Below are 11,754 nucleotides of genomic sequence, written 5' to 3'. Positions count from 1 at the left end.
TCGCGCGGAACGGGCGGCTGCCCGGCCGCAGCGGGGTGTACGACCGGGCCTCTCATCCGGCTTTCACCGACGCCTCATACGGTGGGCCCATGACGCAGGCGACTCCTCCCGGGTGGTACCCGGACCCCGGACAGAAGAATGACGGTCCCGCCACCGAGCGCTGGTGGGACGGCGAGGCGTGGACCGACCAGGTCCGCACCGCGGGGCCGGCCGCCGCGTGGGCTCCTCCCGCGCAGCCGCCGGTGCAACCCCCGGCCCAGTCCCCGGACCAGTTCCCGGTGCAACCCCCGACGCAGGACGACGCGGCAGGGACGTATCCCGTGCACCCGGGATATCCGGGCGTTCCCGTCCAGCCGCCGTCCGCGCGGCGGCGCCGGCTGCGTACCGGCATAGCCGTCGCGGCGGCCGTGGCGGTGCTGGCCGGCATCGGGGTCGGCGTGTACGTGCTCGCCGACGACGGCTCGGGCAGCGACAGCGCGGGAAGTTCGCAGCAGGACCGGCGCGGTCCCGGCGGCCAGGAGGACCCCTTCGGCGGCTCGGGCGGCGGCAACGGCGGCGGCGAGGACGGCCGGTCGCCGGCGCCGGACTCCCCGGAGGGGTCGGAGCCGCCCACGATCGACAGCGGGTCGGTGACGGACCCGGTCAGCGGGATCAGCCTGCCCATCCCCGACGGCTGGTCGGGACAGGAGTTGCAGGTGGGTGCGTCGGTCACGTCGGACGACAGCTACAAGTGTCCCGGCGACACCTCCGCGACCTGCACCAAGGGCGGCGCCTACTCGGCTCCGGCGGTGGTGCTGGGCACCAAGGGCGGCACCGCCGAGGAGGTCGCGAAGGCCGACATCGAAGCGAACGCCGAGGAGTCCTACGGCGGCGAGTCCTACGGCGAGATCACCTCGCACGAGGAGCTGGCCGCCAAGGCGGTCACGGTCGCCGGGCAGAAGGGCTACCTGGTCCGCTGGAAGGCGGTCACCGCGAAGGGCTCCGACGGCTATGTCGAGTCGCTCGCCTTCCCCTCGCCCGCCGAGCCCGAGCGCATCGTCGTCGTCCGCTTCGGCGTCGACGTCGGGGAGAAGCAGACGGTGATCGACGAGATCACCAAGGGCATCGAGGTGGACGGCTCCGGCGGCGGCAACGGACAGGACGTCTGACCCTCCGCCTCTTCGCCCCTCTGGCCGGCTGGCCGGCTGACGGTCAGCCGCCCGGCCCGGCGCAGGTCGCCGCGGCGGCCGGAAAACTGTCGGCCGGGCGGGGCGCCCTTCCGCTCAAAGGGTGCCCCGCCCGGCCGGGGTTGCGCGCCGCCCCCGTCCCCACGGTGCGGCGCGGGCAGGTCACCGTCCAGTCATCCCGTGGACGGCGACCTGAGTCTCAGGGAAGGCCGAGCGCCGGCAGCACGACGGCCTCCACGAACCGGACGAGGTACTCCGCGTCGGCCTGCTCGCCCTCGAGGACGGGCCGCATCCGCAGCATGCCGAAGAGCTGCGCGGGCACGTACTCCAGCGCCGGATGGCCGGCGGGGACCTCTCCCCGTGCCACACCGCGCGCGAGGATCTGCCTGAGCGCGGCGATCTCCGGCTCGACGAGCGCCTCGCGCAGCGCGCCCTTCAGCTCCGGGTCCTCCATGACCGCGTGGCCGAGGGCCTGGAGCAGCCCGGTGTCCTTGCCCGCCCCCTGGCCCGCGGCCCGGGCCGCCCGGCGCAGGTCCTCGGCGAGCGACCCGCTGTCGATGTCGGCGAAGCGCACCCGGCGGTTGGAGCGCAGTGCGGCGGCCACGAACTGGGGCTTGGTCCGCCACTGCCGGTAGAGCGTGGACTTGCTGCACCGGGTGCTGGCGGCGATGCCCTCCATGGTGACGGCGTCGTAGCCGCAGGAGCGGAGCTGGTCGAGCACGGCGTCGAAGAACTCCTGCTCACGCTCGGGCGTGATCTTGGAGCGGCGTGAGGCGCCGACCGGTTCGGGTCGGTCCGCGGCCTGCGACGTCATCGTCCCCGCTCCTTCCGCTGATGGCTCCGGGGGCCGTACCGCGGCCCCGCACTCCAGTGTGTCCTATGTCTATCGATACGCCAGTGTACCGGAACGCCATCGTATCGGTACACTGGCGTACCGGAACGAGGTCGTATCGATGAGAACCGTCACCCGCGCCCCCGTACCCGATGAGCCGCACGCACCACCGTCAGCGAAGGGGCCGGGGGATGAACGCCCGCAGCGAGCCTGCACCAGCGGGGCCGGACGCGCCCGCGCGCCCACCTCTCGTCCGTGAGCTCCTGCTCGTGGCCGGGCTCTTCCTCGTGTACAAGTTCGGCCGCCAGCTGGCGACCGGCCACACCGCCGAGGCCTTCCGCAACGCCCACCACGTCTGGGACTGGGAACGCGCGCTCCGGCTGCCCGACGAGGGCACGGTGCAGTCCCTGCTCCTGCACGGCGACACGCTCATACACGTGGCGAACACCTACTACGCCACCATCCATTTCCCGGCCACCCTGGCCTTCCTGGTCTGGCTCTACCTGCGCCGGCCCGCGCACTACGTCTGGGCCCGCCGGGTCCTGGCCGCGGTGACCGGCGCCGCGCTGGTGCTGCACCTCCTCTTTCCGCTCGCCCCGCCGCGCATGCTGGGCGCCACCGGTCTGATCGACACGGCCCGGCTGTTCGGTCCCTCGGTGTACGGCCCGCCGCGCACCGACCAGTTGTCTAACCAGTTCGCGGCGATGCCCTCGCTGCACTTCGGCTGGGCCCTGATGCTGGCGATCGGTCTGATCGTCGCGACGCGCTCGCGCCTGCGGTGGCTGTGGCTGCTGCATCCGCTGGTGACGCTGCTGGTCATCGTGGGCACCGCGAACCACTACTGGCTCGACGTGATCGTGGCCGCGGCGCTGCTCGGCCTCGCGCTCGCCGTGCTCCGCCTGCCGCACCGGCCGCGGTGCGCCGTGCCCCGCCGCCGGCCGGAGCCGCGGCACCGGACGCCCGCGGAGCAGCACGGGCTGGTCGGAGCGGGCCGATGAACGCCGCTCTCGTCGCCGTCCTGCTGTCCCTCGTCTCGGCCTGCGCCTACGCCGCCGCGGCCGTCGCCCAGGAGCGGCTGGCCGCACGCACCTCCGGCGCCGGCGCGCTGCGGCTGCTGGCCTCGGGCGCCTGGTGGTGGACGGTCGCGCTGAACGCTTCGGCCGCACTGCTGCACGTCGTGGCGCTCAAGTACGGTCCCCTCACCGTGGTGCAGCCTCTCGGTGCGCTCACCCTGGTCGCGGCGGTGCCCCTGGGGGCGCGGCTGGCGGGCCGCCGGGTGAGCGCGGTCGAGTGGCGGGGCACCGGACTGACGCTGCTGGGTCTGGGCGCGCTGCTGCTCACCGCGTCCGGGCCCGCGCCCGACGACACGCTGAGCGTGCCCGAGGCGCTGACGGTGTCCGGCGCGACGGCGGCGCTGATCGGCGTGCTGTCGCGGCCCGGCGCCCGGCCCGGGCTGCGGCACGCGACGGCTTCCGGTATCGCCTCCGGGGTCGCCTCGGCGCTCACCCAGACCGTCACGGTCGCCGTCACCGACCGCTCGGGCCCGCTGCTGAGCGCGCAGGTGATCGGCGTGGCCGTGCTGGTGGCCGCCTTCGCTGCGGGCGGACTGCTGCTGGCGCAGACGGCGTACCGGGGCGGTCTCGGCGCCCCGCTGGCGGTGGTGACCCTGGCCAATCCGGTGGCCGCCGCGGTGATCGGGCTGTCCCTGCTCGGAGAGCGCCTGCGGGGCGGCGCGGGCGGCGTGCTGCTCGCGCTGACCGGTGCGGCGCTGGCCGCCTGGGGAGTGCTCCAGCTGAGCCGCGCGACCCCGGGCCCGCCGCCCGGGCACGCCGGACCGGTGACCGCCGCCCCGGCGCCGGACCCGCAGCCGGAGCCGGAACCCGAGTCCGAGGGGCCGAGGCGGGTCGGACCGGTGCTGGTGCCCCGGCAGCCCGGGCCGGGGCCTGGGCGCCTCACGCGGCTCTAGTCACCGGGCTCGGCTCAGTCCGTGACGATCGCCGGGTCGCTCACCCCCGGCCGGCCGTTCTCCACGTGCCCGGCGAAGCGCCGCAGGAACGCCGGGTCGGACTCGGAGGTGACCGTCACGTCGTACCAGCGGCGGCTGCCCGAGAGGTCGACGGTGTGGCGCACGGTGGTGCCGGGGCGCACGGCGAAGGTCCTGCTCCGGCCGCCGTAGGCGTTCTCGACCCGGAGGCGGGCCGTCCCGGTGCCGGTGTTGGTGACGGTCAGCCGGACGTCGTCGCCGCTGTGCCGGGCGGTGACCTCGGGTCCCGCGGTCTTGCCGGCGCCCCGGAAGACGCGCAGGAAGCCGTTGGGTCCGTGCACCGTCAGGTCGTAGGAGCCGCCGGAGTACGCCGAGTTCCAGGTGTCCGCGATGTCCTTGCCGGCCTCGGTGGTGTAGGTCCAGGGGCCGTCGGTGCCGTTGCCGGAGGTGATCAGGAAGGCGGCGCCGGCCCGGGCGCCGGAGGCGAAGGTGAGCGTGAACTTCCCGGCCGCGGCGTCCACGGCGCCGTCCACGTGCGGGGCGTACCGCAGCGGGCGGGTGGGGCGCGGGCCGCGTTCCTGGCGGGGCATGTCCGGGTCGGCGGGCGGGGTGGGCCGGTAGTCCGGGTGGCGTTCGCGGTCCGGCGGCTCGTAGGCGTCGGTGTCCGGCAGGCGGGCCGGGCGGCTGTCCTTGCGCGAGAAGTCGAAGGCCGAGGTCAGGTCGCCGCAGATGGCGCGCCGCCAGGGCGAGATGTTCGGCTCGCGCACGCCGAAGCGCCGCTCCATGAACCGGATGACCGAGGTGTGGTCGAGGGTCTCGGAGCAGACGAAGCCGCCCTTGCTCCAGGGTGAGACGACCAGCATGGGCACGCGCGGGCCGAGCCCGTAGAAGCCCTCGCGGTGGCTGCCGCTGCCCGCGAAGACGTCCAGGGAGACGTCGACGGTGGACCGGCCCTGGGCGGCGGACTTCGGCGGCATCGGCGGCACCAGGTGGTCGAAGAAGCCGTCGTTCTCGTCGTACGTGACGAACAGGGCGGTCTTCGCCCACACCGCCGGGTTGGAGGTGAGGGCGTCCAGGACCTGGGAGATGTACCAGGCGCCGTAGTTCGAGGGCCAGTTGGAGTGCTCGGAGAAGGCCTCCGGGGCGGCTATCCAGGAGACCTTCGGCAGCCGGCCCGCCTTGACGTCGGCGCGGAGCCGGTCGAAGTAGCCCTCGCCGCTCTTCGCGTCGGTGCCGGTGCGGGCCTTGTCGTACAGGGGGTCGCCGGGCTTCGCGTCGCGGTACTTGTTGAAGTACAGCAGGGAGTTGTCGCCGTAGTTGCCGCGGTAGGCGTCGTCGATCCAGCCCCAGTGACCGGCCGCGTCCAGGCCGTCGCCGATGTCCTGGTAGATCTTCCAGGAGATCCCGGCCTCCTGGAGCCGCTCGGGGTACGTCGTCCAGTCGTAGCCGAGTTCGTCGTTGCCGAGAACTGGGCCGCCGCCCTCGCCGTCGTTGCCCGTGTGACCCGACCACAGGTAGTAGCGGTTGGGGTCGGTGGAGCCGATGAAGGAGCAGTGGTAGGCGTCACAGACGGTGAAGGTGTCGGCGAGCGCGTAGTGGAAGGGGATGTCCTCGCGGGTCAGGTACGCCATGGTGGTGGTGCCCTTGGCGGGCAGCCACCGGTCGTACTTGGCGTCGTGGTAGGCGTCCTGTCCGTCGGGCCAGCCGTGCGGGAGCCCCTCCAGGAACCGCATGCCGAGGTCGTCGGCCTCCGGCCGGAAGGGCAGCACCTCAGTGCCGTCGCCCTTGGGCTGATGCCACACCGACCTGCCGCTGTCCAGCGTCACCGGATGCGGGTCGCCGAAGCCGCGGACACCGCGCAGCCTGCCGAAGTAGTGGTCGAACGAACGGTTCTCCTGCATCAGGACGACGATGTGCTCGACGTCCTCGATCGTCCCCGAGCGGTGATTCGCCGGGAGCGCGGCCGCTCGCTCGATGCTCGCGGACAGCGAACTGAACGCCGTGGTGGCGCCCGCGAGTTGGAGGAATCTGCGCCGGTTCACGTCGGGCATGGGATGAGGGACCTCTCGCGTTGGGGGGAGTCCGGCCGGGGACGGGTGGTGCCGGAACGGTGGGTGCACGCGCGAATGGAGTGTTCCAGGAACGCCCAACGGCCAGGAAGGACCCGGTGGCCGTGAAGTGAAAGTCGCCGGTACGCGGGAAGCGGCGGCCGGGAGGGAAAAGCCCTCGCCACGGGCCGGCCCGCATGCCTACGCTGACCCGAGCGGGACCGCGCGGTACCCGCAGGCTGCGGGGCCGTGGCAGAGCGGTCCAATGCGATCGACGTGGGCGAGGCCCCGTTCACGTCGACTCGACGGGAACCGGGCGGGCCCTGCCCCTCCTGTCCGCGGGTTCGAATCCCGTCGGCTCCGCGGCCGCCCTCATCCTGGCAGGGCCTGCGCCTCGACACCGGGATTCCCCTCACCGGACAGGTCAGGCGGGCGGAAGGTACCGACGACCGCGGCGACGACCGAGCGCATGTGTGCCTCGAGGGCCGACGCAGGGCGTGCATCCTCAGACCGCGTATCGCTGGTTCCGCGAGGGGACGCTGCCGGTACCGGCTCAGAGGGTCGGTGAGAAGCACGGCCGCCAGAAGCGGTTCCGCAAGCTGATCTCCGGCATGCCCGTCGCCAGACTGCGGGCACGGCTCGCCGCACGCGGCGGCCGTCCCCTCCAGTGGCGGACTCAGCGCCGGCGCTTGCGCGGTCGCGGCACCTCCAGTTCGTCCAGTCGCGGCTCGTCCCCGTCCAGGACGCGCTGCCAGGCCTCGCGGTAGAGACCGGCGACCGGCCGGAACGGGACGACGGCGCCCAGGACGGGGTTCTCGCCGTCGAGGAGGTCGTACAGCGGCAGCTTCCACCGCTCCAGCGGGAGGTGCGGGTTGGGGAGCTGGGTCCAGCCGCAGGGCAGGAAGAGTGAGCGTCCGGCCTTGGAGCGGCTGCCCTCGACCACCAGGTCGGTGGCGGCGAGTTCGGCCCGGGCCGCCCGGAGCCGTGCCGTCCCGCCGCGCTGTGCGGCCCAGCCGGTCCAGCGTGCGGTGTTGCGGTCGGTGGGATCCGGCATGGCGAGCAGCATCAGGTAGAGGACGGCGGCGTCCTCGCCGATGCCGTACCGCTTGGCCACCTCGCCGACCAGGCCGGGCACGGAGCGTGCGGGGTCCTGGGGCCACCACAGTCCGTTCTCGTCGCGTTCGCCGGCCATCGGGTTCCCCGGGTCGGCGAGCAGTTCGGCGAACGGCCGGTCGTGGACCAGACGCAGCGCGGTCTCCTGGGCGTTCGGCCGCTCACCGGTGAACAGCGCCGCCAGGTGGGGGTCGTGACCGGTCGCGTCCAGCAGCGCCGGCCGGACGGCGGGGACCGGGTCGGGCCCCTCGGTGCCCAGCAGAACCGCGCCGTGGCGGACGAAGTCCTCGCCGGTCTCCGTGGGTTCGCCCGCGGCCCGCCGGAAGGCCTCCCAGTCGACCCCCCGCCGGTCGAGGGCGAGCAGCAGGCCGGGGCGGGCCAGCCGGTCGCGCAGCGCGGTCAGGACGCCGGGCAGGGCGGCCCGGATCGGGTCGCCGGACGGGAGCCGGTGGGCGAGCCACGCGGCCATGGCCACCGAACCCTTGAGGACGTTGCCGTCGAAGCCGGGCGTCTTCTGGGCGGGCTCGAGGTAGTAGCTGCCGAAGGTCCAGGTCAGGTCCTGCGTCAACCGGGGCTCGGCGGCCACGTCCACGAAGCCGCGCAGTGCGTCGGCCGGTGCCCATCCGACCGGCTCGACGGTGCGGACCGCGTCGTGCAGCACGTCCTCGGGGAGGGGGGTGCGCCGGCCCAGCCGCGCGTTCCAGACCTCGGCCGCGCGGGCGACGTCGGGGCCGTCCGTCCACAGCCGCGACGGCTCGGTGGGCAGCAGCGCCGCCACGACGGCCCGCAGGGCGCCGACGTCGAGGGACCTGAGTTCGTCCTTGGCCACCCGGGCATCGGCCGCCTTCACCCCGATGACCTTCAGCGTCGCCGAGGGCACGCTCCGGCGCTTGTCGTCGATCTGCGGCATACCGGCGAGCACCAGCCGGGCCGTGGTCGGGGTGACGCCGGTGAGCCGGGCGAACTCCTCGGCGGCCGCCGGGTGCCAGGGCGCCGGACCGCGCTCCGCGAGCGTGGCCCGGAAGGCGGCGGCCCAGCCGGGTGCCCGCGTCGGCTCCGGCACGAACGGCTCCTGCGACACCAGGGTGTAGGGCGCGGGTGTCTCGAAGCGTCCGGCCGGATCGTGGTGGAGGGCACCGTAGTGCCGGCCCGGCACGTCGTGCGCGCCGTACTCGTGGACGAACTGGTACCACCGTTCGGGGAAGGCGAGGAACGCGCCGTCGGCCAGGTCGAGCACGGTCGCCCTCGTGTACCCCTGCACGGCGTCGGGCCCGGTGAAGAGGTCGCTGTCCAGACACAGCCGGACGCGCCGCCAGTGGCCCGGGTCCAGTTCCGTGAGCCGGTGGGCGTCCAGTTCGGCGAGGAACGCGTCGAGTGCCTCCCGGTGCTCCGCCGCCGTGGCCTGCGAAGCCGCCCGCAGGGCCAGTACGGCGGGCAGTTCGGGCAGGGCCAGGACGTTCAGCTGCTCCAGCGACCCCTGCGTGGCCAGGGACACGTGCACGCTGCCCGCGGGGGCCGGTTCGGCCTGGCTCCGCGCCGACCGGGCGAGCAGTTGCGGCAGTTCGAAGAGGCGGTGGTGGAAGTCGTAGTACCAGCGTTCGTCGCGTGCGGTCAGGCCGACGCCGTTCAGCGCAGAGGCGAGCAGACGGTCGCCGAGCGCGGGCCGGGGTTCCTCCGGGGCGTCGCCCTGGACCGCCGAGTCCAGCCGTGCGAGCGCGGCGTCCAGGGTGCGCTGCTGTTCGGCCGCGTACCGCGCCACACCGGTGATGCCCTTGAGCAGCGCCTCGTGGCCGACCTGCGGCAGCAGGGTGCGGACCGGTTCGAGCACCGGGTCCCGGTCGTCCGCGTCGTCCCCGGACGCCTGCGCCACGGGCTCCGCCGAGGCCGCCGCCAGCAGGGCCGCCGCGACGTCCTCGTCGACCCGGCGGAGCGCCGCGGAGCCCTCGGGGTCGCGGGGCCGGAGCAGGTGCCAGTAACGCAGGGGCGGCAGCAGGGGGGTGCCCGCGGAGAAGGGGCCGGCCGCATGGCCGTGCGTGACCTCGGCGACGCTCCTGCCCTCGGCGTCGAGCAGTCGGATGTCGCTCGAGCTCCGGAGCACCGTCACGGGCAGGTCGGTGCCGGGGAACACCAGCGCGTGCTCCGGGCTCCCTCCGACTCCGGGTGGCACGACGACCGAGCGTCCGGCCAGGTCCTCGCCCCGCCGCGAGCCGTCGGGCAGCGTGATCACCCGCCAGCCGAGCAGCCCGTCCACCGGGGCGCACACCGGCCCCGGCACGGCGGAGGGGGCGGGCAGCAGCCAGGCACTTTCGAGGACGCTGCCCTCCGGCGCGCCGCGCAGCCCCTCGCCGAACCAGTCGGGCGCGTCGCGCTCCCCCAGCGTGCCGCCGACCGGGTCGTAGGCGAACCAGGCGGTGTTCGCGCTGTCGGACCAGTCCCTGTTCCAGATCCAGTACGACGTACCGTCACTGATCACCTGCTGCCTCCAGGGCACGTAGGTGTCGCCTCGCCGCAGCACTCCCTGGCCGGTGGTCCGGCCGCCGCCCGGCAGGGGGAGGGTGGCGGAGGGCATGCCGTTCATCCCGCCGGTTCCGTCGGCGTGGCAGGCGTAGGAGGAGCGGACGTCGCCGTCGAGCGGCACCGGTGACGACGTGCCGGAGCCGGCGTGGTGCCAGTAGCCGTGCGAACCGGACGTGGAGTAGGAGTACCAGGAGACGAGCAGTGCGCCGTCCACGTACCGGGCGTCGGCGCGCCAGCGATCCGACCCGTCCGGGAGCCGCATCTCGTGGGTCAGCACCGTGCCCTCCGCGCCGATCACGCGCGCGTGGTCGCCGCGGAAGACGATCAGGTGCGGCCAGGCCTCTCCCACATGGATGTTCCGCGCTTCCTCGCGGGACTCCGGGGATCCGATCGCCTCGTCCCAGGCGGGCCAGCCGAGTTCGTCGAGGATGCCGGTGCGCAGGGTGCGGGCGAGTGCCGGGGCCATGCCGGTGCTCAGCGCTTCCCGCACCTGCTTCTCGGCGGTCGCCAGGACCTCGCCCGGCAGCCACTTCAGCGTCTCGAACGGGCCGGAGTAGCGGGTGAAACCGCCCAACTCGCTGGTGATGTACCTGCGGCTGACCTCGGCCACCCATTCGGCGAGCATCGGGCGCCCGCCGGGTGACTCGGCCAGTCTGGTCACGGTGCGTCTGTCGACGCCCTCGCGTTCGTACCCGGGACAGCCGTTCCGGAAGGCCGCGCGGAAGCGGGTGTCGGCCTCCAGGGCGACGAGGTCGCGCCGCTGGTCGCGGGCCGCCCAGTGCTCGAGGCCCAACCGCCTGTGCTCCCCGGGGTCCTCGAGGGGGATGCGCAGCGCCAGGAGCTGGTCGAGGAGGTCGACGTCGCTGACGGGCGGCGGCAACGTGCCGCCCTCGGCGTCCAGTTCGGCGCGGAGGGTGTCGGCCATGCGGTCGACGAGGGGGTACAGCTCCGCCGGGGCGAGGCGCCGCTCGGCGGTGCGGCACAGGGCGAGGAACCTGCGCGTCCAGCCTGCCGTGCCGTCGGGGGAACGCTCCTCGGCCGGCAGCGCGGCGTCGCACAGTCCGGCGGTGGCGCGGGACTTCTCCAGCAGGTCGAGCCACTGCCCCAGCTCCGGCTGCTCCCACTCCGAGGGCAGCAGCGCCAGCAGCGTGCCGCGCACGGCGGGCTCGCGCCGGGCCAGTTCCAGCAGGGCGGCCCGGTGGGCCTTCCACCAGCCGGGCGGTGCCTTGGCGGTGCCCGGCAGCGGCAGCACCTCGCGCAGGTAGGTCATCTCCTCGGCGAGGGCCTTCTTTCCCGCGACCGCCTTCGCCAGCCGGCGCAGATCGCTCGCGCCCGGGCTCGACGGGGCCAGTCCGTGCGCCGCGAGCCGGACGAACAGCCCGCGCAGGTGCCGGAACGCCGTGGCGGCGGGGACCCGGGACGACAGGCCCTTGGCATAGCTGGAGAGGACCTTGGTCGGCATGGCGTCGGCGAGGGCGAACTCCAGGAAGACGGCGTCCATGCGCGCCTCGTCGAAGGGCAGCCCGTGTGCCGTCTCGGCCTTGCGCGCGTTGACGAACATCTGGGACGCGTACGCCTTCTCGTCGGCGGCCAGGAACACCCGGCCCGCCTGCTCGTAGAAGGTGGGCAGGAAGTGCGGCACGGAACCGGCGAGCCGATCGCCGATCGACTCGTAGGTGGCACGGGCCCGCTTCGCCCGGGACCGCACCGTCCGTGCGACCTTGTTCATCTCCTCGACCAGGGACATCGCCAGGTGACCGTCCGAGGGGTGCCGGACCAGCACCCACTCGGGGAAGCCCATGGCCCGGTGCTGCCCGACGCCGACCTCGGCCGGCTCCCCCTCGGGTTCGAGTCCGAGGAAGCCGTTGCCCGCCTCGACCGTCCCGTCCTCAGCGCTCAGCCGCACCACGATCCGGCCGTCCAGACCGGGATGCCGGTAGGCCCGGGTGAACACGGGCACGGCCCGGTCGCCTCCCCCGGTGGTGCCCGGCGGCAGCACCGCACCGGCGCGCAGCAGCTCCTCCACCTCCGCCGTCGCCCCGTGCCGTGCCGTGCCGTCGCTCGTCATCGCGTGCCTTCCCTGGGTGTCCGCCG

At 74.1% G+C, this 11,754-nt stretch carries 6 protein-coding genes and 1 tRNA gene; 4 read left to right on the top strand and 3 right to left on the bottom strand.

The genetic code is table 11. The features are described from left to right. Positions 1–89: 89 nt before the first annotated feature. On the top strand, positions 90–1,148 hold the full coding sequence (locus ACGH7X_RS33085; RefSeq protein ID WP_399892306.1) for a DUF2510 domain-containing protein: 1,059 nt from the start codon (positions 90–92) through the stop codon (positions 1,146–1,148). A gap of 217 nt (positions 1,149–1,365) precedes the next feature. Here ACGH7X_RS33085 and ACGH7X_RS33080 read toward each other — a convergent pair whose 3' ends face one another. Further along, positions 1,366–1,980, bottom strand: coding sequence for a TetR/AcrR family transcriptional regulator C-terminal ligand-binding domain-containing protein (locus ACGH7X_RS33080; RefSeq protein WP_399892303.1), 615 nt, complete (start codon positions 1,978–1,980; stop codon positions 1,366–1,368). A 209-nt stretch (positions 1,981–2,189) separates the two neighbouring features. On the opposite strand from ACGH7X_RS33080, the gene ACGH7X_RS33075 reads away from it, so the two are divergent. Together ACGH7X_RS33075 and ACGH7X_RS33070 are read left to right on the top strand one after the other, a co-directional pair. Continuing rightward, positions 2,190–2,996 (top strand): phosphatase PAP2 family protein, encoded by an 807-nt coding sequence (locus tag ACGH7X_RS33075; protein ID WP_399892301.1) that lies wholly within the window; start codon positions 2,190–2,192, stop codon positions 2,994–2,996. Continuing rightward, positions 2,993–3,964 (top strand): hypothetical protein, encoded by a 972-nt coding sequence (locus ACGH7X_RS33070; protein ID WP_399892298.1) that lies wholly within the window; start codon positions 2,993–2,995, stop codon positions 3,962–3,964. Before ACGH7X_RS33075 ends, ACGH7X_RS33070 begins: the two co-directional genes overlap by 4 nt. A gap of 14 nt (positions 3,965–3,978) precedes the next feature. On the opposite strand, the gene ACGH7X_RS33065 is transcribed toward ACGH7X_RS33070, so the two are convergent. Then, positions 3,979–6,033, bottom strand: coding sequence for a phosphocholine-specific phospholipase C (locus ACGH7X_RS33065; RefSeq protein ID WP_399892295.1), 2,055 nt, complete (start codon positions 6,031–6,033; stop codon positions 3,979–3,981). Positions 6,034–6,273: 240 nt separating this feature from the next. Here ACGH7X_RS33065 and ACGH7X_RS33060 point away from each other — a divergent pair. Then, a tRNA-OTHER gene (locus ACGH7X_RS33060) sits at positions 6,274–6,393 on the top strand. Positions 6,394–6,706: 313 nt separating this feature from the next. On the opposite strand, the gene ACGH7X_RS33055 is transcribed toward ACGH7X_RS33060, so the two are convergent. Continuing rightward, on the bottom strand, positions 6,707–11,728 hold the full coding sequence (locus tag ACGH7X_RS33055; protein ID WP_399892292.1) for a DNA-binding protein: 5,022 nt from the start codon (positions 11,726–11,728) through the stop codon (positions 6,707–6,709). Positions 11,729–11,754: the final 26 nt, after the last annotated feature.

The sequence above is a fragment of the Streptomyces sp. BBFR51 genome, assembly GCF_044591655.1.
Classification (GTDB): Bacteria; Actinomycetota; Actinomycetes; order Streptomycetales; family Streptomycetaceae; genus Streptomyces.
Note: the sequence above shows the minus strand (reverse complement) of the source record. Positions and strands in the feature narration are given on the sequence as shown.

Coding starts and splice junctions, on each gene's coding strand:
- ACGH7X_RS33075 (WP_399892301.1), top strand. CDS start 2,190: ATGAACGCCCGCAGCGAGCCTGCACCAGCGGGGCCGGACGCGCCCGCG.
- ACGH7X_RS33080 (WP_399892303.1), bottom strand. CDS start 1,980: ATGACGTCGCAGGCCGCGGACCGACCCGAACCGGTCGGCGCCTCACGC.
- ACGH7X_RS33085 (WP_399892306.1), top strand. CDS start 90: ATGACGCAGGCGACTCCTCCCGGGTGGTACCCGGACCCCGGACAGAAG.
- ACGH7X_RS33065 (WP_399892295.1), bottom strand. CDS start 6,033: ATGCCCGACGTGAACCGGCGCAGATTCCTCCAACTCGCGGGCGCCACC.
- ACGH7X_RS33070 (WP_399892298.1), top strand. CDS start 2,993: ATGAACGCCGCTCTCGTCGCCGTCCTGCTGTCCCTCGTCTCGGCCTGC.
- ACGH7X_RS33055 (WP_399892292.1), bottom strand. CDS start 11,728: ATGACGAGCGACGGCACGGCACGGCACGGGGCGACGGCGGAGGTGGAG.